Origin of the sequence: Sphingobacterium sp. JUb20 (assembly GCF_004342035.1) — a bacterium.
GTDB lineage: Bacteria > Bacteroidota > Bacteroidia > Sphingobacteriales > Sphingobacteriaceae > Sphingobacterium > Sphingobacterium anhuiense.
The window spans coordinates 265,482-289,610 of sequence record NZ_SLYV01000001.1 but is presented as its reverse complement, the minus strand read 5'-3'; the positions used below and the strand labels follow the sequence as shown (position 1 = coordinate 289,610).

Genomic DNA, 24,129 nt, shown 5'->3' with positions numbered 1-24,129 from the left:
GTATTGAAATAAATAGGAATATAAAAGCAAGCATCGATTGGTGCTTGCTTTTTTTTGCGCATCGCCACTTTAATAAATCATCTTAACGGATCAATGCGGCAATGAGGAGCAATCCGCTAAATTTTTGTCCCGGAGGCTTTTTATATGATCATGAGCCTGAAGCTGCAGTATCGCCTGGTGCCGAATAAGATGCTCTGCTTCTAATGTCAGCACTTCTTTCTCTTCCAGGGTGTGCTGATACACGCGCTTATAAATATCTTCTCTTTTTTCGCAGTCGTTTAAGATGCTCTGGATCGTATTTTCCACAAAACTATTCTTGAGATCCAGCCACATGTTGCGTAATTTGCTTGAAATCGTAGTATTTATCTGTGGAAATTCACTCGCCTCATAGACAAAGGGCTTGAGGTCTGTAATAAATTGCTCCGACTGGTCCCGGTATTGCCTAAGGTACTTATCAATATCGTTGTGGGTATCTTTTGGTAACAGTTCAATATATTTGGTATAACCGGCAATTCGGTCATTATTGGCCTCTACTAAATTATTTAACAGATAGGCCTGTTCCTGCAATAAATTTTCCATCGTATATGCTCTTCATGTTTATTTAATAAACAATCTAAAAGAATGTTAGTTCATTATTTAAACTTATGGTGAATGTTAAAGGGTAAAACATGCCATGAAGCTGAAAGATGATTATGCCATCTGATTGATTTCGCGCATTTTTAAGAATTTAATCGTTATGCCCATCTGTCCGAGATGGTATAGGTCATGATGGATAAGTCCTGTTACTAAATATTGGTAATCGTGTGGAAATGCAGGACCTGCATAAGGGTAGGGTGTCGATAGAAATACATCGTCTTTGCCTTCCAGAAAGTAGATGATGCTTTGTTGTGTGCCATGAAATTCCTGCAGCATATTTTTCCATCCTTTTTTGGCAAGTTCTGTATTGGTTCGCCAATTTGCGGCATCGGTCATTTCAAGTCCGCGGGGATTTCCATGGAGACGGCTGAGGACTTCCTTTCGCCATTCGATCAAATGCGACATCAATTCGGCGATGCTGTGCATGTCTGGAAGCGGACGCTCGAACGCTGTCATTTCATTAACTTCAGTAAGCTTCTTTTCGAAATTTTCATCGATCCATAGATCAGCACTTTCGATATCTCGCAATTGCTGCATCATATTAGTTATCAGTATTTTTTCCATGATTTTCGTTTTAAGTTGTCATGATTTTAAATTTATGAATGATCGTATGGAAGTGCGATCGCTATTTCCGAGTGGCACCCTGCCTTTATTTGAAATAGCCTAAACAAATTGGAATAATAGAACTCAAGCATTGTCTCTGTTCTATTATTCCAAATTTATTGACAATCAGTGAGATTACAAGAATGCAGGATGATCCAGTTTAACCGCTATGCGGTTTGCTGCATTGACCAGTCCCACATGACTATAAGCCTGCGGGAAATTGCCCCATTGACTACCGTCTTGCTCATCGACATCCTCACTGAATAATTTAAGGTGATTGCCGTAACCGATCAACTGCTTGAATACCTGTTGCGCTTCTTCTAATCTACCCACACAGGCCAGTGCTTCCACATACCAGAAGGCACATACCAGAAATGTTGATTTCGGTTTTCCAAAATCGTCTTTATGCAGATAACGGTAAAACAGCCCATTTTCTCCTTTCAGCTCTTCTTCCAAAGCTTCGAGGTGACGTTTTGCTTTATCACTAGCGGGATCCAGATAGTTCATCATGATCAGCTGTAGGGTAGAAGCATCTAAATTGGGGTTTTTCGTAGCCGTTGTGTACACACCGCGCTCTTCATCGTAGCAGCTTTCAATATGCACACTGGCGCGTTCCCGTAATTCTTGTGCCTTAATTTTGATTTCCTCAAAACCGTACTGTTCGGCAATTTTTAAAGCTGCTGTCGCACCGGCCCACTGAAACAGATTGGAATAGCAGTGTCTGTTTTCAAAATTCCGGAATTCCCAGATCCCCGCATCGAACTCATCGATGGTGCTTTCAATTTTCTTCAGAATATAGTTGGTCCAGGATTTGGCCAAACCGGTATTCTGATGACTGAAGCGGTGGTCGGTAAACATCGGCAACAGGGCAAGCAGTGCCTGTCCGTAGACATCATTCTGAATATGCTCAAAAGCCTGGTTCCCTAAACGTACGGGCTTATTCCCTAAGTACCCTTCCAGATGGTCGAGTGTGGTTTCTGTCAGCTGATGCTGACCCATGATGCCGTAGAGCGGTTGCAGCCGTCCGCGATCGGTCTGTGTAATGTTGGCAATGTAAGAGGCGTATTTCTCCATTTCTTCAAATTGCCCGATGTGGCTCAGGGCAGTCAGTACATAGTAGCTGTCCCGCAACCAGCAGTAGCGATAATCCCAGTTACGGCCACTTCCCGGATGTTCGGGAAGACTTGTCGTACTGGCCGCGATCAAAGCACCTGTATCTTCATATTGATGCAGCTTGAGCACGAGTGCAGAACGGATCACTTCTTTCTGGCAGAAGGACGGTATAGAGGCATTTTTTACCCAACGTTGCCAATAACCTTTGGTTCTGCTTAAAAAATCTTCTGCGGTACGTTCAATCGGAGCCTCAAATGGGCTCCCGAATGTCATGACCAGATAAACCGTACTGCTCAGCACATGTGGAATATCATCGAAAAAATGGCTGACCGGCATATTGGTGGCCAAGCGCATTTTGATGTCCTCCTGCTCAAATTGGATATGGTTGCTGCCTCGGTTTTTCGTAAATCCCTGTTTTCCGTATTGATATTTGGGGGTACAGCGAACACGGATCTTTGGTCGTCCCGAAATGGGTTCTACCTTACGGACCAACATCAGTGGTTTGTAATAGCGCTCGTACTGCTCAAAACGCGGTGCAAAATCGGTGATCCGGTAACTGCCTTCAGCAGTGGTCAACGTCGTACATAGAATATTGGTGTTTTCGATATATTGCTGATCGGTGTTTGTAATTTCGGAAGTCGGCAGGATCGAAAATTCTCCACCATTCTCCTGGTCCAATAAACTACCGAACACAAATGAATCTTCAAATGTGGGCCAGCATAACCAGGTAATATTGCCGGTGATATTGACATGCGCAATATAGGAGCAATTTCCAATGATGCCGCTGTTGTATTTATGCTTCGGTGTTTTGGTCATAAGTTTCTATTTTAATTTCAGATTCTGATTGACTGATCAGTTTTTGATTTTTTCTATTATAAGCAAAGTACTCGATGAGCTTTACAGCTTCCTGCTGTGTATCTACATAAAACTGCGCAGCGGACTTTTTATTGCCCACTTTGATGGTAATGGCATCGGCAGGTAGCTCTAAAAACATATCTTCGTCGGTCGCATCATCGCCGATTGCAAAGATGAAATCCGGATTATAGCTGTTCACGATTTCCATGGCTGCTTTCCCTTTATTGAGTTCGCTATTTTTAACTTCGATCACTTTATCGCCCATCAGCAGCTGCAGGCCATGTTGCTGCACTAAGTAACGTAAGCTCTCCACCAGTTCGAGCGCGCGAAGCTGTCCTAATCCGGGCTGTGCTTTACGGTAATGCCAAGCTAAAGAGTATGACTTTTCTTCAATAACACAACCAGCGGTGTTATTGGCAAATTTGGTCATGATATGTTTGACAGGAATTTTCCATCGGGTAGATAAGATCGCACCGCTTTGCCATTTGTGGGTCGGATAATTGCTCCATGCGCCATGTTCTGCTACCAGAAAATATTCTTCATTGGCAAACCAGGTATCGAGGGTTTCATGCGGTCTTCCACTGATAATGACGACTTGACTGGCATCGTTTTCCTGCAATAGATTGAGTGTATTGTATAACGATTCTGTAGGTATCGCAGCGGCCGCATCATTTTGGAAACCAATAAGTGTACCGTCGTAATCCAGAAAAAAGAGTCTTCTGGTAGCGCGGTTATATTGATCGAGGATCGCTAGCTTGGTCTGCTCATTGATTCTTCGGGCCATTTCATTCTGCTGAAATAACTTGATTTCGCGGAGCCTGTTGAAAAATAGACGCACCCAGTGTCTGACATTAAATTTCTTGACGATTTCAATGCTGTCATTGAGGCGCATGCGCTGTTCAGCAACCGGCATATGCAATGCCGCATAAATGGCTTCGGTCACCTGATCTGTTGCATTGGGATTAATATGGATGGCCTGTGTCAACTCTTTTGCCGCGCCTGCCAGTTCGCTTAAGATCAGCACACCATCGGTATTCTCCTTACTGGCGATATATTCTTTACACACCAAGTTCATTCCATCACGTAACGAAGTGATCAGGCAGATATCTGCTGCCACATACAGGGCCGATAATTCCTCCAATGGAAATGAATTGTAGAAATAGGCGATAGGTGTCCATTCGTTACTGCCAAATACAGCATTGATATGGCCAACAGTACGGTCAATTTCATCCAGTAACTGTTTATATTGAGCCACATGATCACGTGAAGGAACGACAATCATGTAAAGCACGACTTGTTCTTTTAATTCCGGGTATTTAACCAAGAGATTTTCATATGCCACTAAACGTTCAATGATGCCTTTGCTGTAATCAAGACGATCAATGCTGAGTATTATTTTCTGATCTTTATAATAATCTTTTATTGCCTGTGCACGGGTTTGGATCGGTTCGCTATTGGACAACTGTGAGAATTTATCAAAATCGATACCCATTGGATAGACTTCAGTAAATATACTGCGCCCATCGGTATGCAGACAATTGTTCTGTACATTGAGACCAAGAATATGGGCACAGGAGTTGAGGAAATGCTGCGTATCATTAAAGGTGTGGAAACCGATAAGATCTGCTCCCAGTAGTCCTTTGAGTAATTCATTTCGCCAGGGGATACTTCTAAAAACTTCATCATTTGGAAAAGGAATATGCTGGAAGAAGCCGATTGCAATGGTAGGATGCGATTGGCGAACCAGTTGTGGGAGCAGCATCAGCTGATAATCATGGATCCAGACTTCATCTTTTTCCTGTACATTTTGCTGGTCGACTACTGCTGAAAATTTTGCATTCACTTTTTGGTACATTTCCCAATCTGGTGTACGGTACACCGCATAGGAAGGTCTGTAATGAAAAACCGGCCATAAGACCTCATTCGAAAATCCTTCATAATAACCTTTTAGTTCCTCTTCGGTTAAAAAGACCGGAATAAGGTTGTGTTCAGCCAGTCCCTGGGTTATGATTTCTTCTTCTTGTGTGTTTAAGGGAATAATTCCGGGCCAACCAATCCATATGTTCTCATCGCTTTTGTAAACCGAACCTAAGCCTGTGGCCAGACCGCCCTCGCTCGGGATAAACTGCAGTTCGTTGTTTTTACGTTCAATGCGTATGGGTAATCTATTGGAAACGATAATTGTTCTTTTCTTATACATGTTTTTCTCTAATTTTTGATGGTCTCTTTACAGATGGCCATCTGTTGTTAACGGGCTCGATATTGACTAAGTTTTTGTTCTAAAATGGGTTTTAATTTTCATGTACATAGCCTGGACTACTGCCTACTTTTGCGTTATGCTGTGCGTTTAATGCCCAGTGGTTGTGTTGAAGCAGCCTTGGGCTTGGAAGCGTGTCATCTGTATTTTGCATCGTGATTATAATTGCTGTATTTATAAATTATGATGTGCTGTCGTTTACTGTTACCCGATGCAACTTGAGTCGTGCCGAAAATGGATAGCGGTAAATTACAGCCATATACAAGCGAATTTCCAGCCAAAAAAGCCTCTTGAAGCGGTAAAAAAGAGGTGGTTGTGCCACCAGGTATTTATACCTAGATCATGCGTTATTTTAGTATAGGGCTTGCTTCACAGCACATTAGCGCCTAGTCTGACGATTAAATGCTGTTTATAATCGGGGTGAGGACAAAATAGATTTTATCGTTTGGGAAATACATGTGAAAATTGGGTATTTATACCCGTTAAGATAACCGGGCTGTCTACTAGTAAATGAAAAATTATCCTATGCGGAAATGATAAAAATGAACTTTTAATGATCGGTGGTTGTTTGTAATTAAAGATTTCATGTAGTACCACTAACAATTAAAATATATGATGGAATATATTGATACGACAACATTAGACAAAGTTGGTCAGTTTTTAAAAGATAACCAGCTCAAGGTCTTTATAGGAGAAAGTATGACGGGTGGTTTTCTCGGCAGTGTGCTGAGTATGCAGACGGACTCTGGATCTTATTTCTTAGGAGGAGTGACGAGTTATGCGACAAGTGTCAAAAAGTCGTTGTTGCAGGTAGATGAACATAGCATTTCATACTTTACTCCAGAGTCATCGGAAGTCACGTTTGAAATGCTGGAGGGGCTTAAAAAATTAGTGGAGGCCGATGTTTATGTGGCGATAACCGGGATGGCTTTTCCGGATTCATCCACTGAACATCAAGCTGAGGTGGGCGATATCTTTATAGCCATATGCTTTAGTGGTATCCATATGCGAAAAACACTGCACTGTGTAGACTGCGATGCTGCCCAGATTTATATCACCGCAGTCAACCATATTATCCATGAACTGTACCGGTTCACCCTTGATCTGGATGATTAGCAATTTTTTTACAGATCATCTAAAAGCATACTGGGTGGGAATTCTTCAACAATAGGGAAGTAGAGGTAAACGGTCGTTCCTTTTTCTTCTTCAGAATCTATTTTGATGGTTCCCCCTAATCTTTCCATAATACGCTTCACTAAGGAAAGACCAACACCTGTTCCTTCGATGTGATCCACATTTTTTCCCCTTTTAAAAATCTCAAATATGCTGTGCAGGTTTTCTTTGGGAATACCGATACCCTGATCTTTTATCTTATAACAGACCTGCTCATCTTCAAAATAGCTGTCAATGTGAAGCTTTACGCCGGCGGTGCCAGGACTGTACTTGATCGCATTGCCGATGACATTACTGAAAATCTGATATAAAGCACTTTTTTCACCCCAGATTGGAAGAAGCCTACCATATTGAATATCCGATGCCTCAGGGTTGTGCAACAAGATGTGCTCTTTGTAGATCTGGTCTAAGCTGTACGCCATCGGTATCGGATCTTTGGTAAAGGTACCCGTCTTGCGCTGTGCCAGTAATACGACGCCATTGATGATATTTTCTATGCTCTCCGTGCTGGCAATAAGATTACTGTACCATTTTTCAAGTGCGGTCGGATTGAGGGATTCTTTACTGTTCTGTAAAAATTGGATACCCATTTTAAGTATTGATAATGGGTTTTTTAAATCATGCGAAAGTGTGAAGGTTAACATCTCCAATTCATTATTGAGTGCTAACAGCTGTTCACTCCATTGTTGCTTATCTTTTAATTTACCAACAATCGATTCTTTTAAGATCTGATTGAGACGCAGGACAAAACTGACCTCAACATCGTTCCACGGAGTAGCGATATCATAATTTACTTTTTCGGTTAGCTTGATCTGTTTAGCAGCATTGATATCATCTGTTGCTGCATTGACCTGCATTTCCAGAACATTGCTCACGGTCTCTTTTCGGAACCAGATCAAAATCTGATCATTAATAAGTCCAATTTTCAGATACATCAATCCGGCAAAAGGTAATTGTCCTTTTATTTTTGCTCCATGGCTCTCTCTAAAGTTATTGTCTTTAAACAGTGCCTTTTCTGTGTGCGCTTGAATAAATGTTATGATCTCATACAGCTGTGCTTTACTTGGACAGTTTCCCTGAAAATAAACATCGCCCTGATTAAAGATGGCCAGGCCGTCAGCACCAACCATATCCATGATGGTTTCCATATGTTGAACAAGCGCACAGTTGGCGGTCTTGTATTTTAATAAGTCGATTTTTAGATTGATTTCTGCATCTTTCAAGAGCTTATTCCGCTCTAAGAGATCTTGTTTGAGGTAATTCTCATATTTGCTTGTTGCATTCTGAATCATGAAGGTGCATAGTTTCCGCTGCTGCAGATCGATATTCTTTTCTTCATGATGGTGACCGATCAAAAGACCCCAGAACTGCCCATCAACGTGAATGGAGAAAAATAAAGCGCTTGTGACTTCTTTTTCCGATAAAAACAGCCGGTGCAGTTGAGGCACAGGCGCCAGCTGACTTTCTAATAAATTGATTTCCGGATCAGTAGAATAGAATTGCTGACAGTTGTTCTGTAAATTGGGGCTATAGCGGTAAGAGCACATGCTATAATATAAAAACACGTCCTTGGGCATAAAGCTTTTTGAAAACTCCATGTTCCTGTAGTAGTCTTTACCATCTAGGTTATCTTCTGCAATAACCTGGCTATAGCCGGTTTCCTGGATCTGTACTACAAATACATGGTCATAATGGAGAATACGATTTATCCCATGACATACCCGGTCCCAGTTATTGGGCTGGATCGTATCCAGCAGGAAACTAAACTCATTGATTTTTTTGGCAGAGGTATATTTTTTAAACTGTTCTTCCCACTCAATGAAAAGATGATCGTGATGTAAACTTAATTTAAGATATATTCTTTTATGGTCTAATTTTATAGGTAAGATCTGTCTCGGATATTTTTTATCCCGGATATTTTCCAATATCTGATTTATTTTCGAAAACTGTTTTCCAAAAAGAGTGCTGAAATAAAGGTCAAATTTGGAACCTAGAACAGCATCGCAGTCTTTCTGATCTAATTTTTTAATCACATTGTCGCTGACTCCCGTTACCTGAAAATCAAAATCAAGCACGATGAGACTGCCAAATTGTTGAATAAAGCCAGATAGGGCAGGTCGTATGTTTTCCATTTTTGTATTTTGCTTTGAGGCGGACTATAAAATTAGTAAAAAGTTACTTCATATAGTATATCTTAGAAATCATCCATTATATTCGCCATATGAATGAATAATCATTTTTAAATATAAGGATTAAATTTTGGAAAAAAAATATATACACTTGACTTATGCTTGTTGTGATTTCATGTTGTGACATTGAATTTCTTTTTCGATTGACATTTTAACACTATCAGGCAAATAATTACCATATAAATTAACAAGTATATATACTTGCTTTGATTAAGTATTAATCTATTTATAAACGGTGCGATCTTTGCTTAATGCTATCTGCATCTTTAAGTGTTATGTGAATAACCTTATTTACTGACATCCGAGTATGAATAAACGTGAGCAATTTTATAAAATAGTAATTAAAGAATATGAAAAGCGGAATTTGAAGCACGGACAGGTTCTCAGGGAAAATATTGCCCAGGATCTTTATGCAATACGGTTAAATTTACAGCGGTATGCGATTGAACATGGCAATACCGCGGGACTTGAGGAAATGAGAAGTATGGTTACCGAAACCATCAGTAAAGTACAATACTTATCTAATGTACTGCTGAATGTGGTTTTAAGAGATTTTGGATTAAAAAGAGCATTGGAGGATCATTTTTTAAGTATCAATAATAATAATGAGGTAATTGTAGATAAACACGTTAATAACCTCGATTTTAGTTGTCAGCTGCTTATTTTTCATATGGTAAGGTATGTTATTTCAGCTATTGTAACCGAAGATTTGCCATTTTTTGGTATCTATCTCCATGTGGAGGACGAGAACCTGCATCTGGAAATAATAGGCGTAAATAATAATTATTTAAATAAACTTAAACAGACAAATAGTAAGAAAATTAAAAAATTGCAAGACCGCGTTAATCTGCTTGAAGGAACGCTTGCTTTTAATACCGATCCTCAAGAGCATAAGATAGTAGTTATTGTAAAACTAAATTAAATATGGTTAAAATTGTTATAGCAGAAGATCATTTAGTCGTCCTAAACGGAGTGAAACTATTATTGGAATCACAATCTGATCTTGAAGTTATCGATCAGGGTACGAATGGCAATGAGGTTTTAGAAATCATGAGCAAAGGAAATATTCCTGATGTTCTGATAACGGATATTAACATGGCGGACATGGATGGGCTGGAATTAATCTCCAAGGTTAAAGCCCAATATCCATCAGTAAGAATAATCGTGCTCTCCATGTTAAATAATCTCCAACATGTATTGCAGGCCTTTAAAAATGGCGCAAATGGCTACCTTGTTAAAAATGTGGGCTATGAAGAGATGCTTTATGCCATTAGACATGTCGCTAAAGGAGGTCAGTTTATCTGTGAGGAGATCGGCGGTATTATGCTCGATACGTTACAGAAATCACCAACAGCCTTTTTAAATATTGAACAGATCATGGAAAAAATGGGTCTTTCAGAGCGCGAGATGGAAGTGCTGGAACTAATAGGAGAGGGCTATACCAATATGCAGATAGCAGATAAGCTTTTTTTAAGTAAGCGAACTGTTGAAGGGCATAGACAGAATTTGTTGGAAAAAACAGGTGTCAAGAATACGGCAGCACTGATTAAATATGCCATTAGAACGGGTTTAATGCAGTAATTTCCAATGGTTATCAATAATAAAAGAAGCGCAGGTATTAATACCTGCGCTTCTTTGTTTTAATGCGTGTATGACAGACTTTGGCAAACAATAGCACCGTGCCACATGTTATTTATATGTGAATCAACTATAACATACTATGAGAAATTTCAAATTAGCTGCATTATCGGGAATTATTGTTTTAGGAATCATGGGCGCATGCCAGAATGCTTCAAAAGATACTAACAGTGAAGGTAATAGCAGTACGATTGCTCCATCCGCAGGTGATGAAACCCGCTATAATTTAAGTGAACAACAGGAAATGACCATGCAGGGTGATACGATAAAAATAGATTCAACAAAAACTGACTCTATCCATAAAACTAAGTAACGATCATGGAAAATAATTTTGATAATAAGACTAAATCCTCAGAGGAAGAAGTCCCACAGGAAGCTCTTGAAGAGAACGGTGATAAGCCTGCTGCCAAAACGATCCCATGGGCGATTTGGATTGCGGTCATTGTCATGATCATTGTCTTCCTTTATATGTGGCAACGATAATTTTTACCATCAGGCATTCCACATCGGCATTGTTTTAAATCTTTAGGTTGTTAGCGCCAACCTGAAGATCAGGTAAAACACAGTGTTGATCGTGGAATGCTTGCATTTATTTCGCGCTCAAATTAATTCTTATAACCCAATATAAGAAGTTTTACTTACCCGCTTATAATCTCTTGTATTGGACGATTAACGAAGTTTACTAAACTATATTCTTATGAAAGTAACGACACCAAAACACCCTTCTTATCCGCGACCTCCGTTCAAGAAACAGGATCAGCCTGTTCCAGGTGTATCGAAGAAAATGGATCCCGTGCCCGATCATGGCGAGAAGACCTATGTTGGAAATAACCTGCTCTCGGGGCAGGTCTGCTTAATCACTGGCGGAGATTCAGGGATCGGTAAGGCGGTTGCCATAGCCATGGCACGTGAAGGTGCTGATATTGCAATTATCTATCTGGATGAAATCGAAAGTGAAGATGCTGCTGACACAGCGAGCTGGATTGAAAAGGCTGGAAGGAAAGCACTCCTGATTCAAGGAGATATACGGGAAGAATCTTTTTGCGCGTCTGCTATTAAGCATACGATCAAAGAATTTGGAAGACTGGATATTTTAATCAACAATGCGGCTTATCAGATGAGTTATCAGTCTGTGACCGATATCTCTGCCGAAGAATGGAATAAGACATTTGAAACGAATGTGAGCGGGATGTTTTATCTGACCAAACATGCCAAGCCACATCTCCCCAAAGGCGGGAGTGTGATCAATACGACTTCGGTCAATGCCTATGATCCTAATCCTTCTTTGTTACCCTATGCCGCGACAAAGGCGGCTATACAGAATTATACAGCAAGCCTTGCGCAACAATTTTTTGAGGACGGTTCCGAAATTCGGGTCAATGCTGTTGCGCCTGGACCGGTGTGGACACCACTTATCCCGAGCACAATTCCTGATCATGAAAAATTTGGTGCCAATACACCGATTGGCCGACCTGGTCAGCCTGCAGAATTAGCACCTATTTATGTGTTTTTAGCGTCGGCTGCAGCTTCCTATATTTCGGGAGCGACAATACCGGCTACCGGCGGACGTGTCACCATCTAGTATGATGCATTTGTAAAAACAAAAAAAAGCTAGCATTTATAAAATGCTAGCTTTTTTTTATCTGACCGGAAGACTAAACTGCTCCGCGTGCGGCAGCTAGACAGTCATCAACATATTTCAAAATATGATCTTTATCTTGAGCGGAAATTTTCTTTTCTAAGAATGCTTTCTCCACATCAGTTCTGTCCTCAATGATATCTTTTTCGGCTTCAACAATATCATCGTTTGTTTTCGCATTGATGCGATCTACAATTGACTTACCTAAATCTGAAGCCAATTCTTTTGCTTTACTATTTGATAATGCAGGCATCGCAATTTTAGCTACCGCTGCATTTGCCGCGGCCATATTGGCATAGACTGTTTTTTCCATATCAATATTCGCTGCTTTATCAGAAGCTTTTTCAGCATCAGTGGCAGCATCCATTGCTTTCTCTTCTGTCTGCTCCATTGCTTTTTCTGCTTTTTCCTGTGGTGTGTTGTTACATGCGTATAGCGTAGCGGCAGATAACGCCATTGTCAATAATGCTACTTTTCTCATAATATATGTGTTTGTGTGAATTTCTACTTTTTTAATACTACCAGTTATACCAGGATGTCACCTTCTCTTCCTTGATCACCCAGATCGCCACCTATGGCATTAATCAGTGTGACGGCATAGGAAACAAGTTTATGATGTTTGGTATCCCAGTAATGTGCCTTTTCAGGAACGATCTTAAATAAAATGATATTGGGATCTTCACGGCCTTTTTCAAACCAACCTTCTACAAATTTGTTCCAGTATTTGTCAATTCTTTGCTGATCATCGACGGCTTCCGCACTTCCGTATAAAGCGAGGTACTCTATGGAAGAAGGATCTGAAAAGTACAGCTGCACTTGTTTGTCCTGATTAATATTTTTGTATTTATCGCTTTCTTTTGATGCAAGAAACCAGATATTGCCCTGATCATCCACTTCTTGAACACTCATCGGAGTGGATTCGAATGGTGGCTGTTTCAGATCGGTACAGAAAAAACAATAGTTGATGCCTTCGGCAAGCTCTTTGATTTTTTGTAGAGCTTCTTCTCTGTTTATAATATTCTCTTGGCTCATATTAATGGCGTTAAATGTTTGTTTAAAATGATATTTGGATACCTTTTGCGATAACTAGCAATAAGGAGATACAGATTGATCTCGAACTTGTTATCTTCTGGATTTAAGTAAGTCGGTCGGGCAAGAGCTTTTACCGCCATCCAACATGGCTAGCAATCCACTTTTTTTATGATTTGATTCGCAGTATTTCCATATCGCTAGGGCTACAATTGCTCCGCCTAACCAGAAGAGATTCTTATTACATTTTGCTTTTTTCTCTTTTCTAAAAGCTTCTTTACCGTAACGATGTGGGGAAGTGCCACTGCTTTCGTTGACTTGTTCAAATTCTTCTTTTAATTGTGAGTTTTCCATGATTGAATCTTTTTTGTTAACTATTGCGCTTCATTAATAAAACAACCGGTGCGGGGTAAAAGTTTGTTCTAAACTTAAAAACACATTTTTTTGATTGTATATCCAGTTGTTTTAATGAACTTGTTTCATCTTCAGTAATCATCCTATTTTGAAGTAGGAGGGACTGTACCACTTGGTATATTGGAAGTTGTATCCCGGTAGTTGACCGTGGTGGAGTCCTGATTGACGCTATCTGGATAAATGGGATTTCCCTGATCATCGATCGTGTCTGAATACTTTTTATCAGCGTCTTTATTATCATTATTGGCATTGCCACATCCTGTGACCATAGCAAGGCTTATAAAAGCTCCTAAAATTAGGGACGTCATGTTCATGATTGAATTGTTATGTTAAAAAAATATGATCTAGTTTGTTCATCTATTTTGATCGATCGCCAACATCAGTGAGGTGATCAATTATTGTGATGACTTTTAAATGAAGTTGTTTCCACTGCAATGCCGTGGAATCAGGATAGCTGATACATCTTGAGTTTCTGTTGCAAAGTCTTTCTGGTCTGGTGAATGCGTGATTTAACCGTTCCTTCCGGTAGGTTAAAGGCTTCGGCAATTTCGTGATATTTATAACCATCGAGATGAAGCTTAAATATTTCTGCATTATCGGCCGATACACTTGCCAGAGCTTTTTGGATATCATCCTGTATCATTTTATCTTCATTTAAATTTTTTGATACGGTATTGAAATAGTCTGTATGAATATATTCTTCATAGATTAAATGCTTACGTTTTTCTCTTCTATACTGGTTGATATAGATATTTTTCATAATCACATACAACCAGGTCATTAATTTTGGATCATTGATGAAATTATGAACTGATTTTAACGCCCGAATAAACGTTTCCTGTACCAAATCCTCTTTTTCATCGTAATCATTGGTAAATTGGCTAGCGAAATGATTCAGTTGTTGTCTTTTTTCCTGGAATAAGACATTTAAATTTGCATGTTCCATATTTTCCTCCATTAATTTAAAAGTGTTACTAATTTAACGGTCATTTGGCATTAAAAGTTTAGCCTTTAATAGGGTATAGCTAATGGTTTTATGGGGCTAGGTATAAGTACCACTGTGATCCGTACGGTCAAAATCTGCATCATTTCTGCCATAGATCATATTTTTGATAATTAAAGATTTTCCCTGCCCGATCGTATCCATAGTGAAAGGGGTGTTTGTTCAAAGCGATTGCGCATTTACCACATACGCGGTATAACACATAAAATCAGTCATTTATAGGTGGAAACACCTGTTGTCTCGGTGTGAAATACCCTTAAAGTAATATGAATTGAACTTTTACCTGTTCGGATTGATTCTTTATTTAAGACATCATAATGTATTACTTAATCAAAAAAAGGAGTAAGATGGAAAATTTAGAAAACAAAAACCTTCAAGAAGGAGAGATGACCAAGGAGATCGAGGAAAAAACCGCTCAGTTGCCTTCAAAAGTATTCTTATGTGCAGCCATCACGGCCATGATCGGCGCAGCGGCTTTAAAATGTGTCGGGCACAAACATAGTGCACTATTTGTTGGGCAATGGGTAGCACCGTTTCTGCTGTTTGGAATTTACAATAAGATCGTGAAAACTCAGGGACACGATCAGCAGGATAATAAAAATGCATAAGGTATATTCTTACTATAGATGAAGATAAATCACTAACATTCATATTAAAATCATGATCAGAAATTTAAAATTATGGGGTATATTTCTAGGAATTATTGCCTTGTTAGCCTTTAAACAGCAAAATGCTGAACAGGAATTTATAACGAAAGCTTATATGTCCAATCAATATGAAATTGCTATTGCTAAATTGGCCAGTGAGAGATCGAATAATGATGCGGTTAAAAATTATGCCAGCATGTTGATCGATGACCATCAAAAATTAATCGGCGATTTGCAAAAGATGTCAAGTACACTTGGCTTCACATTGACGGATGGCCTGGATGCCGATCATCAAAAGAAGTGGGATATGGTAAAAGGGAGTGACAGTACCAGCTTCGATCAAGCTTTTAAAGATGAGGCGATTGCCTCCCATCAGCAGGCGATCGATTTATTTGAAAAAGCAAGCAGCAATGAGCAGATCAAAGATGTCGGTCTTAAAAACTGGATCATTGGTACCTTACCTTCTCTTAAAGCACACTTGGACCAAGCCCGTGTATTAGTGGCAAATGGAGCAACTGAAACAGCTTCGACTATTCCGCCCTATACTAAGGGGGGATAGTGAAGAAAAGAATTAATTTTATAATAAGCTTAAGTCATGTTTAGATCACGTTAAGAAGGTATTTATGCTTTCCTTAACGTGATTTTTTTGGCAAAAGGGTTTTCCCTCTTTACCCACTCTTATGCATGATCATACATCTTCAACTTTTGCTGCAGCGCTTTACGCGTCATATGAATGCGTGACTTGATGGTGCCTTCTGGAACTTGAAGCAGTTCCGCAATTTCATGATACTTATAACCATCTAAATGCAAACGGAAAATCTCTGCATTTTCGGTGGATAGGCTATCAATTGCTTTTTGAATATCTTCGTTAATCATTTTGTTTTCTGATAAATTAGTACTTATATATGCATTGGAACCAGCGTGTAAAAAGTAATCATAGATCACATTTTTTCGCTTTTCTTTGCGATATTGATTGATGTAAACATTTTTCATGATGACATAGAGCCACGTCACTAATTTCGGATCATTGATAAAATCATGGATAGATTTTAATGCCCTTAAATACGTTTCTTGTATCAGATCTTCTTTTTCGTCATAATCTGATGTAAATTGACTTGCAAAATGACTTAGTAATTGTCTTTTTTCCTGGAAAAAGACATCTAAATTTACATTCCCCATCTGGACCTCCTTCTTAACACCAACTTGATCCTTATATAACGTTAAATTTAAGATAATAGTTTGATAATAAGTAAGGTAAAGGGTGTGAGATGTAATAATACGTATAAAGTGCAAGAAGTGTCTTTTGATAAAAAAGGGGATGGTTAGCATTTTTACCTAGATATTATCCATTTTAAGAACATTGTAAGAAATAGGTCAGATTTATAGAAAAGGTATTTAATACTTATAAATGGCAGAGTCTCTCCATGTGGGTCAAGAGCGATCTCTCTTGTGGTATTGACCTTTGGTTCTACCGATTAGCTGGTTAGGCATATATGGTCGTCGGTTGTACATTTATATAGCTTGTGATTCGATTATTTTACCATGTAGATCAGGACATACGGATATGACAACCTACATGGTAAAAAATGTGTACTTAAAGTTTTCATCGATCGGATTGACATTTATCAGGAAAGCACCTTGATCATCGACTGATTTAGCGATTACAAGAAATTGCCTCGATTATCTTCCGTTTCGAGTCCTTCTGCTTCCAGATCCTGATCATTATGATCGAAGTCTTTATTTTCATTATTATTTTGATCAGAGAAATCTCTTTCTTCCAAAAATTCATCTTGGTCTTCTTCCGGAAATTCGCTCGGTGTATCTTGTCCAAGATCATCTTTTTCCTCAACCGGCAACTCATCGTCAGGTTCTATTTCTTCCAGTTCATCTTCATCTTGCTCAGGAAGTTCCAACGGATCTTCATCATCGGGATCAATGTCACTTTCATCAGGACGCTGATTTAATGGATCGATGGGGTCAATTAAATCATCACGATCTCTGCGATCATCACGATCCTCATCCTCTAAAGCGTCTTCATTCAGTCCTGAATCTTGATCATCTGCTTCGTCCGGTACAAAATTTGGATCCTCTAACTCCGGATCAGGATTGGAGGATGGATTTTCTGCCTGCTTTTGCTCGCGAAGATCGTTTTCATTGTTAGCAGATCTGTTCGGGTCGGTATTGGTAAGAATTGCTGCAATAATAAGACCTAGTCTTTTTGTTGCTGTTGTTTTATTTAAGTCCATAGTTCTAATTTTTTATGATGTGATTTGTAAGAAGAACAGCTTTCAGAATGAAATAGTTGGTTCGTTAAATACCTGAAATATTGGAGAAGTACGCAGGTGATTTGCGAGAAAAAGGTAATGGCATAAAAAAAAGAATGCAAGGTTATCTTGCATTCTTTTTTATGTACATGTGCTCAATACCAGCACAATAAAGGCAATTTTTTAAAGGAAGTCATCTTCCTGTTCAAGTTCATCCTCATCAGGTATTTCTTCTAAAGGATCGGGTTCCTCGAAATCGTCATCATAGAGTTCTTCATCTTCCTCCAGTTCGTCGTCATCCTCGGGACCTCTGTTTTGTAATGTTGCTGTGTTTTCATTTGCGAAAGATTGATTCGCATTTCCCAAAATTGTTGCAATAATAAGACCTAGTCTTTTATTCGTTGCGTTTTCTTGTAGATTCATCATCATGATGCTTAATTAGCTCTATACTTCAATAACAAATGACATGGCTAAATTGTTGTGTCATTACGACTTTAAAAAGGTAAAAAATAGCTGCAATAAAATGAAGATAGGTGATTTGATATATTTCTGTTTATCTTCGGTACCTAAGGGAAGGCTAGGGCTATGATGGATGATTAGGTTCCAATACTTTGATTATTCATTTCAAGTGTTACAAGCGACAATAAAATGTTTTTTATGACAACTACAAGTCCACAAATTGGAAACGATAATTACGCGGAGCTTTCGGATGAAAGGATCCTATTGAGAAAAGTTGAAGCAACGGATATTCCAGCTCTTGCTGCAATATCTTTTTATGACGGCATCCAGGCTTCGGACATCGCGATGGCATTTGCTATGCAAACAAAGATTGATCAAGATATCCTGAATGGAAATTCATTTCACTGGTGTATAATTGACCGGCTTAGTGGACAAGTGGTTGGCACGTGCGGTTACTACCGGGGGTTGGAAAGTGGGGAGGGGGAACTGGGTTGTGTCTTGTTATCTCCGTTCCGTGGAAAAGGATACATGTCTCATGCGATGCGGCTGGCAATTACATTTGGTCAAAAAAGCCTCAGATTAGGTCGTATATGGGCGGTGACAACGAAGGGAAATTTGCAAGCGATAAAACTATTAGAACGTTTAAACTTTATAAAAACCGCCGATCACGATGATGAGATTGAATATGAATTAACGAATTTATTAAAATAGTACGAGCTAAGCGCTGTCTTAAACACGCTTTACTACTATTTATATAAGGGTATTGATCGATTCTTCTTTCAATACCCTAGTTAAAATGAAAAATTGTAATTGTCAATTAGCGATATCCTAAAATTTGCAGGAGCTGATCGCTCGTCTGTTTTTCTGAAAATGTTGTAAATTCAAGTTCATCGTTGTCGCCCTGATCAATAATAATATGTTTTGGAGATGGAATCAAGCAATGATTGACACCTCCGAATCCACTTAATGCTTCCTGATATGCGCCTGTATGCATAAATGCTACAAACTGTTCCTGATCTGAGTGAGGCAGCATAACGGTTTTATGTTCCTTGAAATTCGGATAGACATCTGCACTATCGCATGTTAAGCCCCCTAGGATAAAAGGTTTATTTTCTTCCTGGAGATTATTCACGGCAAACACCGGATATTCTTGCTGTATGGCCCATGTATCCGGGAGATGGGTAATAAATGAACCGTCAATAATCCCCCAATTTATCTTTTCACCCTGTTTTTTCTCCTGTATTTTGAAAATAGTTGTGGTCGCTTCAGCGACGGTGTATTTACCAAATTCGGTCACGATATCGGGTTCTGGCACACACTCTTGCTGACAGATACCTAAAATCGTTGAAACGATACGTCTCACTAAATATGGAATGTCAAAATTTTCATTTGCAGTACTCTGAAAAGGCATACCTCCGCCGATGTCGAGTGTCGTTAAATGAGGATTTAATCGTTTTAACTGGCAATAGAAGCGAACGATCGCTTCGAGAACGTCCCAATATTGATCATCAGAAGATAGTCCATTTTCATTAAAAAAATGCAAAGTGGTCAAGGTAATCTGCTGGTTATGTTTAATATCGCGCTGATAGCAGGTGATAATATCTTCCGGAGATAAACCAAATCTGGATTCTTTGGGATAAGCGCTTAAAAAACTAAGATTGACTCTAATACCGACATTCAGGCTTGTATTGCTGTTGATGTTGTTGCAATAATAGATTAACTCGCTAGGACTATCGACCATCGGGGTAACTGCACAATGGTTCTGTTTGATCAGCGACATAATGCCCCGTTGATAATCGGAAGTCTTATAACCATTGCATATAATTTTAGTTCCCTTTTTCACATGTCCATCTTCAATAAGCGACTGTATTAAATCAATATCGTAAGCGGAGGAAATCTCAATACCAATATCCGCTTGCAAGGCTTTTTTGATGATATGCTGGAAATGTGAACTCTTTGTACAGTAATAGTACGTATAAGTTCCCTGGTAAGATGTTTTTCTAATGGCCTTATTAAAATTTGACTTCATTTCATCGATCTTCTCCAGAATGGAAGGAAGATAGGTGAATCGTAAAGGCGTACCCTGTTTCTTGGATAGTCTGAATAGATCTATGTCTCTATAAAATAATTTAAAATCTTTTATATCGAATGCATTAGGCAGATTAACCTCCTGATGGATCAATAGTTTTTCTTTCATTCACAAATACCTGTTTTTAAAAAATAATGCGAATATATCACAAATCTAAGCGTCACTTAAGGTAATAAATGTATAATAAATAGTACTTTCTAGGGTTTGTTTTTTATGTTGCCGCCGAATCTCTTTTTTAACTCAATGTGTCAAAAATATTTCCAAATGTTTATGTTTTTTCCAATTAAGCTCCTTAAGTTTGCCTGCTGTTATATAATTTGAAATGTCAATAAACAAACAGAATAAATGGATTATTCCTGTCATGTCTTTTTCAGCAGGAACTATTGTTGCTAATGTCTATTATAGTCAGCCTATTTTAAGGAATATTGCTGAAAGCTTAGGGAAATCTGAAAATGCCGTGGGTAAAATTGCGGTGCTTGCTCAGCTGGGTTACGGATTAGGGATGTTCTTCTTACTACCCTTAGGTGATAAATTAAATCGTAAAAAACTGATTTTAAGCATTTGTCTCACTCTTATCGTGATGCTTCTTATACTTGCGAATACTACTAATTTTACGTTATTGCTTGTCCTTAGTTTTATTATCGGTGTTTGTTCTACACCTGCACAGATTATCCTTCCTATGTCGGCAGCTTTGGGGAAAGAAAACCGGGGTAAAAATGTCGGTATTGTATTTAGTGGCATCCTATGTGGAATTTTGGGTTCACGCTTATTGAGCGGGGCTTTGACTGATCTATGGGGGTGGCAAAGTGTATTCCTCTGTTCAGCAATTTTGGTATCCATAAGCAGTTTATTACTTTTTTTCCTTTTACCCGAGATGCCTGCTAAATTTAAGGGAAGTTACTTTGGCTTACTGAAATCAACGATTTCACTGATTGGGCAGTATAAAATACTTCGACAGGCTTCTTTACTGGGATCTTTCACTTTTGGGGTGTTTTGCTCTTTTTGGACTACGTTAACTTTTCATCTGAGTGAAGAGCCATTTCATTATCCTGCATCTACCATTGGCCTATTTGGTCTGATCGCTATAGGAGGTGCGCTAGTTGCACCTTATTTTGGGAAAATGGCGGATAAAGGTCAAGTGTTTAAAAACTTATATCTTACCGTAGGGATGTTATTTTTGAGCATTTTGGTGATGTGGTTTTTCCCACATTCGATCTGGGTTTTGATCATTGCTATATTTTTCCTGGACATCGGTGTTCAGGCCACTCAGATTACAAATTTCACCCGGATCTATTCGTTGGATGAACAAGCGCATAGTCGCCTGAATACGGTGTATATGACCACTTATTTCATAGGTGCCGGAACAGGTACCTTCTTCGGTCTGCTAAGCTGGTCGTTAGGAGGGTGGGATTTTGCGCTCTCGCAAATGCTGATCTGGAGCGCTATAGCTTTAGGGATTGTTTGGTTATCGAGTAAAAATAAACTTTAAAATACTGTTGTTTCTACACTTGGCAACCCCTCAAAGATAATTTGAGGGGTTGTTTTATTTAAAAAATCGATTCCACTACAACAGGTTCGAAAAGTTTGCCGATGCATGTGATACGAACCCGTTAAAATTTAATTGAATTAGGTGCAATATGCCGTGTGGGGGTGTATTTTCTTAAAGATGCGATAATTAATGTAAAATTTTATTTTAAATTTCCTTATGATAAGAAAAATTGTTTATGTTTGCTTTATAATGATTTATGATGCGCAGGCACAGAATCTATAAAAAAAACGATATTACCAAAACCATTATAGAAAAGAACCCCTCAAATCGCTATAGAATCCAATTCTATAGCGATTCTTTATTTGGTACCCGTTAAGAAAAGTATGGATAAGCGCTGACATACTTTTTGAACATTCATTTAAAATTATATCAAATATTTATGGTGCTTATTTAAAGTGTTTTATGTATTTTATTTGTACTTATTCTTGATGAATAAGCACCCTTACTAAAACAGCAAATCGAGTGTACCAAAAACTGCTATTCCAGTAATTATTGTCCAAGATATCCAATCTTTAAACTCATTTTTTTGATGTCTGAGATAGAGGAGGTGCAATGCAAGATGTAAGATCGCAAAAATATCAAATCCCATGATGAAATTTTCTGAGGGTTGCGTAAGTCCCCATATTATGAATAAAAAAAGTGGGATATGAGCCAGTATAAATACAGGATATCCCCAACTTTCCTTTAGCAGTGCTAACCCGGGGAAAATACGCCACTCCTTACAACGTACAGCATCCATTTCGTGCATAAAAAAAAGTACAAGTGCGAGATAAAAAAAAGAATGTGCGATCATATTATCCATTAAGTTGTGCTTATCCATTTATGAAAAATAAGCTTATCAAATATAAGGGCTTACTTTAATATGAGAGCATTTCAGAGTAGTAAAAGTATAATCCTGTTATCATTATAAACAGATTGTTTATATAAATATGATAATTGCCTTTATATTCACTTTAATACGACATAGATAGATAATAAGTTCACTAAAAACACAAACGTTAAAGTCTAATTTTTTTAATCCTGTCATCAAAAAAAATGAACACCCGATAGAACAATAATGGGATCATGCTGTTTTTATAATCTGAAATTATAACTTAAATTAAATGACCATGAAAAACAAGATTCTTTTCGTATTATGCTTATTGACAGGCTTAATGTTTATCAATGCCGGCTTGGATAAATTTTTTCATTACATGCCTATGCCCAAGGATATGCCTGAGAAAATGATCAACGCAGGAAAGGCATTTATGGAAATCGGCTGGTTAATGCCACTGGTGGCGTTCGGAGAGATCACAGGCGGTTTATTATTGATCTTTAGTACAACGCGAGCGCTGGGAGCAGTTATTCTAACGCCAATTCTGACCGGTATTTTGTTATCGAACATCACTACCGCGCCATCAGGTTTACCTATTGCGCTTGTTCTGGCTGCAATTGTTCTTTGGGTTATCATCGAAAACTGGCATAAGTATCTTCCTATGCTCCGCAAGTAGTAAAATAAGAGTCTATTTGTGTCTTTATATGTTGATATCCCGATCAAAAGGCACAAATAGCTTTTCAGCAAGCTTGATTAACCGATATTTCCAGCAATACGGTTATATATATGTTCAAATTTGACCGCTATCTCTCGACCGATATACATGCGTTTAGCGCTGGCATAAGGTTGATACTGATGCTCTTGTAAAAAGGCTTGTGCGGCTATATTCTCTTTCGGTACGACCACAGTTGTTATTGTTTGTAAGTGAAATTCCGTAAGTTCCTTACCTGCAGCTGGATGAATAGCTATGATTAAACCTTCGCCGAAGGTCGGTAAGTAATATCCTGCAAGGGAACCATCGATGACATAGAGGTAAGAAGACGCTAAATGATCTTCGAGCTCCCAGGCTCTATTTTCTCCAGATACCAAACTGTCCAATGCCAGCATTTGATCTTTATAGATCGCATCGTAACTGCTGATATGCGGATTAGCGACTTGGCGTACAGGAATAGTGACATCCTTAAAAAAGAGATATTCTGTATCTGTGATGAAACCGATACTTTCGTATACTGTTGCTCCCAGTTCTGTTGCGATCAATTGAATACTAGTACAATTCTCCGCTTTTGCCGTTGCTATGAGCTGTTGTGTCATCAGCTTTCCATAACCTTGTTTTCGATGATCGGGATGAACAATAATATGTCCCAGCCAAGCAACATCTTGATGAACGATAACCGATCCTATAGCTATGATTTCTTGATTTTCAAGTAGCTTGATGGGGATACAGTATTTTTGATTGACATAATATTCAAATTTGGGTATTATATCATGCCAGCCCTCAGGTTGTAAGTTAACAAGCTGTGCGAAATCACTTGATACGATCGGTTCGAAACTTAAATTGCTCATTTGCGTTTACAATTTTTGCGGTTTTAATTAAACGAATGTAATACTTTAAATTTATTTCAAAAAGCAGCGGTGTTTTTTGATGACAGTTTGATCTATAAAAATAGGATGAGCGTGTTAGGTATAACTCGCAATTTCAGATTAGGGCTGGATTTCTTCATATTAAAGAACGATTAGAATAGCGAACAGATTTCGTTC

General features: G+C 38.7%; 27 protein-coding genes. 11 read left to right on the top strand and 16 right to left on the bottom strand.

The annotated features are described in order from the left end of the window. Positions 1–90 precede the first annotated feature (90 nt). From EDF66_RS01270 to EDF66_RS01255, 4 genes are all read right to left on the bottom strand, one after another. Positions 91–579 (bottom strand): PA2169 family four-helix-bundle protein, encoded by a 489-nt coding sequence (locus EDF66_RS01270; RefSeq protein ID WP_132839959.1) that lies wholly within the window; start codon positions 577–579, stop codon positions 91–93. 111 nt (positions 580–690) lie between these two features. After that, complete coding sequence (locus EDF66_RS01265) at positions 691–1,200, bottom strand: DinB family protein (RefSeq protein ID WP_132839958.1); 510 nt, start codon at positions 1,198–1,200, stop codon at positions 691–693. 174 nt (positions 1,201–1,374) lie between these two features. Next, positions 1,375–3,168 (bottom strand): glycoside hydrolase family 15 protein, encoded by a 1,794-nt coding sequence (locus EDF66_RS01260; RefSeq protein ID WP_132839956.1) that lies wholly within the window; start codon positions 3,166–3,168, stop codon positions 1,375–1,377. Further along, on the bottom strand, positions 3,146–5,407 hold the full coding sequence (locus tag EDF66_RS01255) for a bifunctional alpha,alpha-trehalose-phosphate synthase (UDP-forming)/trehalose-phosphatase (RefSeq protein ID WP_132839955.1): 2,262 nt from the start codon (positions 5,405–5,407) through the stop codon (positions 3,146–3,148). Before EDF66_RS01255 ends, EDF66_RS01260 begins: the two co-directional genes overlap by 23 nt. A gap of 669 nt (positions 5,408–6,076) precedes the next feature. Here EDF66_RS01255 and EDF66_RS01250 point away from each other — a divergent pair. Further along, positions 6,077–6,580 (top strand): CinA family protein, encoded by a 504-nt coding sequence (locus EDF66_RS01250; RefSeq protein ID WP_132839953.1) that lies wholly within the window; start codon positions 6,077–6,079, stop codon positions 6,578–6,580. Positions 6,581–6,588: 8 nt separating this feature from the next. Here EDF66_RS01250 and EDF66_RS01245 read toward each other — a convergent pair whose 3' ends face one another. Next, positions 6,589–8,769 (bottom strand): ATP-binding protein, encoded by a 2,181-nt coding sequence (locus EDF66_RS01245; protein WP_132839952.1) that lies wholly within the window; start codon positions 8,767–8,769, stop codon positions 6,589–6,591. A gap of 364 nt (positions 8,770–9,133) precedes the next feature. On the opposite strand from EDF66_RS01245, the gene EDF66_RS01240 reads away from it, so the two are divergent. From EDF66_RS01240 to EDF66_RS01225, 5 genes are all read left to right on the top strand, one after another. Next, the gene (locus tag EDF66_RS01240; protein WP_132839950.1) at positions 9,134–9,748 is read left to right on the top strand and encodes a hypothetical protein; all 615 of its coding nucleotides are present in this window, start codon (positions 9,134–9,136) and stop codon (positions 9,746–9,748) included. Positions 9,749–9,750: 2 nt separating this feature from the next. Then, on the top strand, positions 9,751–10,407 hold the full coding sequence (locus tag EDF66_RS01235; RefSeq protein WP_132839949.1) for a response regulator: 657 nt from the start codon (positions 9,751–9,753) through the stop codon (positions 10,405–10,407). A gap of 139 nt (positions 10,408–10,546) precedes the next feature. Then, a complete protein-coding gene (locus EDF66_RS01230) occupies positions 10,547–10,777 on the top strand; it encodes a hypothetical protein (RefSeq protein ID WP_132839947.1) in 231 nt (76 codons plus the stop codon). 5 nt (positions 10,778–10,782) lie between these two features. Further along, the gene (locus EDF66_RS25960; protein ID WP_165902325.1) at positions 10,783–10,947 is read left to right on the top strand and encodes a hypothetical protein; all 165 of its coding nucleotides are present in this window, start codon (positions 10,783–10,785) and stop codon (positions 10,945–10,947) included. 214 nt (positions 10,948–11,161) lie between these two features. Next, positions 11,162–12,046 carry an SDR family oxidoreductase gene (locus EDF66_RS01225; RefSeq protein WP_132839945.1) on the top strand — a complete coding sequence of 295 codons (885 nt, stop codon included), beginning with the start codon at positions 11,162–11,164 and terminating at the stop codon, positions 12,044–12,046. Positions 12,047–12,119: 73 nt separating this feature from the next. On the opposite strand, the gene EDF66_RS01220 is transcribed toward EDF66_RS01225, so the two are convergent. From EDF66_RS01220 to EDF66_RS01200, 5 genes are all read right to left on the bottom strand, one after another. Beyond that, complete coding sequence (locus tag EDF66_RS01220; protein WP_132839944.1) at positions 12,120–12,584, bottom strand: hypothetical protein; 465 nt, start codon at positions 12,582–12,584, stop codon at positions 12,120–12,122. Positions 12,585–12,628: 44 nt separating this feature from the next. Continuing rightward, complete coding sequence (locus tag EDF66_RS01215; protein WP_132839942.1) at positions 12,629–13,135, bottom strand: pyridoxamine 5'-phosphate oxidase family protein; 507 nt, start codon at positions 13,133–13,135, stop codon at positions 12,629–12,631. A 90-nt stretch (positions 13,136–13,225) separates the two neighbouring features. Further along, complete coding sequence (locus tag EDF66_RS01210; protein ID WP_132768068.1) at positions 13,226–13,486, bottom strand: hypothetical protein; 261 nt, start codon at positions 13,484–13,486, stop codon at positions 13,226–13,228. A 143-nt stretch (positions 13,487–13,629) separates the two neighbouring features. Beyond that, positions 13,630–13,860 (bottom strand): hypothetical protein, encoded by a 231-nt coding sequence (locus EDF66_RS01205; protein ID WP_132768070.1) that lies wholly within the window; start codon positions 13,858–13,860, stop codon positions 13,630–13,632. 131 nt (positions 13,861–13,991) lie between these two features. Continuing rightward, positions 13,992–14,504 carry an RNA polymerase sigma factor gene (locus EDF66_RS01200; RefSeq protein WP_132839941.1) on the bottom strand — a complete coding sequence of 171 codons (513 nt, stop codon included), beginning with the start codon at positions 14,502–14,504 and terminating at the stop codon, positions 13,992–13,994. Between the two features lie 392 nt (positions 14,505–14,896). Here EDF66_RS01200 and EDF66_RS01195 point away from each other — a divergent pair, with 392 nt between their 5' ends. Next, the gene (locus EDF66_RS01195; protein WP_021190315.1) at positions 14,897–15,157 is read left to right on the top strand and encodes a hypothetical protein; all 261 of its coding nucleotides are present in this window, start codon (positions 14,897–14,899) and stop codon (positions 15,155–15,157) included. A gap of 52 nt (positions 15,158–15,209) precedes the next feature. Continuing rightward, positions 15,210–15,755, top strand: a complete 546-nt coding sequence (locus EDF66_RS01190; protein WP_132839939.1) for a DUF4142 domain-containing protein — start codon at positions 15,210–15,212, stop codon at positions 15,753–15,755. Between the two features lie 119 nt (positions 15,756–15,874). Here the strand turns inward: EDF66_RS01190 and EDF66_RS01185 are convergent, their stop codons facing one another. From EDF66_RS01185 to EDF66_RS01175, 3 genes are all read right to left on the bottom strand, one after another. Further along, positions 15,875–16,375 (bottom strand): RNA polymerase sigma factor, encoded by a 501-nt coding sequence (locus EDF66_RS01185; protein WP_165902323.1) that lies wholly within the window; start codon positions 16,373–16,375, stop codon positions 15,875–15,877. A 482-nt stretch (positions 16,376–16,857) separates the two neighbouring features. Beyond that, on the bottom strand, positions 16,858–17,442 hold the full coding sequence (locus EDF66_RS01180) for a hypothetical protein (RefSeq protein WP_132839936.1): 585 nt from the start codon (positions 17,440–17,442) through the stop codon (positions 16,858–16,860). A gap of 201 nt (positions 17,443–17,643) precedes the next feature. After that, on the bottom strand, positions 17,644–17,889 hold the full coding sequence (locus EDF66_RS01175) for a hypothetical protein (RefSeq protein ID WP_132839935.1): 246 nt from the start codon (positions 17,887–17,889) through the stop codon (positions 17,644–17,646). Positions 17,890–18,117: 228 nt separating this feature from the next. Here EDF66_RS01175 and EDF66_RS01170 point away from each other — a divergent pair, with 228 nt between their 5' ends. Then, positions 18,118–18,630: a GNAT family N-acetyltransferase gene (locus EDF66_RS01170; protein ID WP_132768082.1), complete on the top strand. Its 513-nt coding sequence runs from the start codon at positions 18,118–18,120 to the stop codon at positions 18,628–18,630. 106 nt (positions 18,631–18,736) lie between these two features. Here EDF66_RS01170 and EDF66_RS01165 read toward each other — a convergent pair whose 3' ends face one another. Continuing rightward, positions 18,737–20,116 carry an arginine decarboxylase gene (locus EDF66_RS01165; protein ID WP_132839933.1) on the bottom strand — a complete coding sequence of 460 codons (1,380 nt, stop codon included), beginning with the start codon at positions 20,114–20,116 and terminating at the stop codon, positions 18,737–18,739. Positions 20,117–20,330: 214 nt separating this feature from the next. On the opposite strand from EDF66_RS01165, the gene EDF66_RS01160 reads away from it, so the two are divergent. After that, complete coding sequence (locus EDF66_RS01160) at positions 20,331–21,497, top strand: MFS transporter (protein ID WP_021190323.1); 1,167 nt, start codon at positions 20,331–20,333, stop codon at positions 21,495–21,497. A 505-nt stretch (positions 21,498–22,002) separates the two neighbouring features. On the opposite strand, the gene EDF66_RS01155 is transcribed toward EDF66_RS01160, so the two are convergent. Continuing rightward, on the bottom strand, positions 22,003–22,377 hold the full coding sequence (locus EDF66_RS01155) for a DUF6713 family protein (protein WP_132839932.1): 375 nt from the start codon (positions 22,375–22,377) through the stop codon (positions 22,003–22,005). Between the two features lie 289 nt (positions 22,378–22,666). Here EDF66_RS01155 and EDF66_RS01150 point away from each other — a divergent pair, with 289 nt between their 5' ends. Further along, on the top strand, positions 22,667–23,047 hold the full coding sequence (locus EDF66_RS01150) for a DoxX family membrane protein (RefSeq protein WP_132768087.1): 381 nt from the start codon (positions 22,667–22,669) through the stop codon (positions 23,045–23,047). A gap of 77 nt (positions 23,048–23,124) precedes the next feature. Here the strand turns inward: EDF66_RS01150 and EDF66_RS01145 are convergent, their stop codons facing one another. Beyond that, positions 23,125–23,934, bottom strand: coding sequence for a GNAT family N-acetyltransferase (locus tag EDF66_RS01145; RefSeq protein WP_132839931.1), 810 nt, complete (start codon positions 23,932–23,934; stop codon positions 23,125–23,127). Positions 23,935–24,129: the final 195 nt, after the last annotated feature.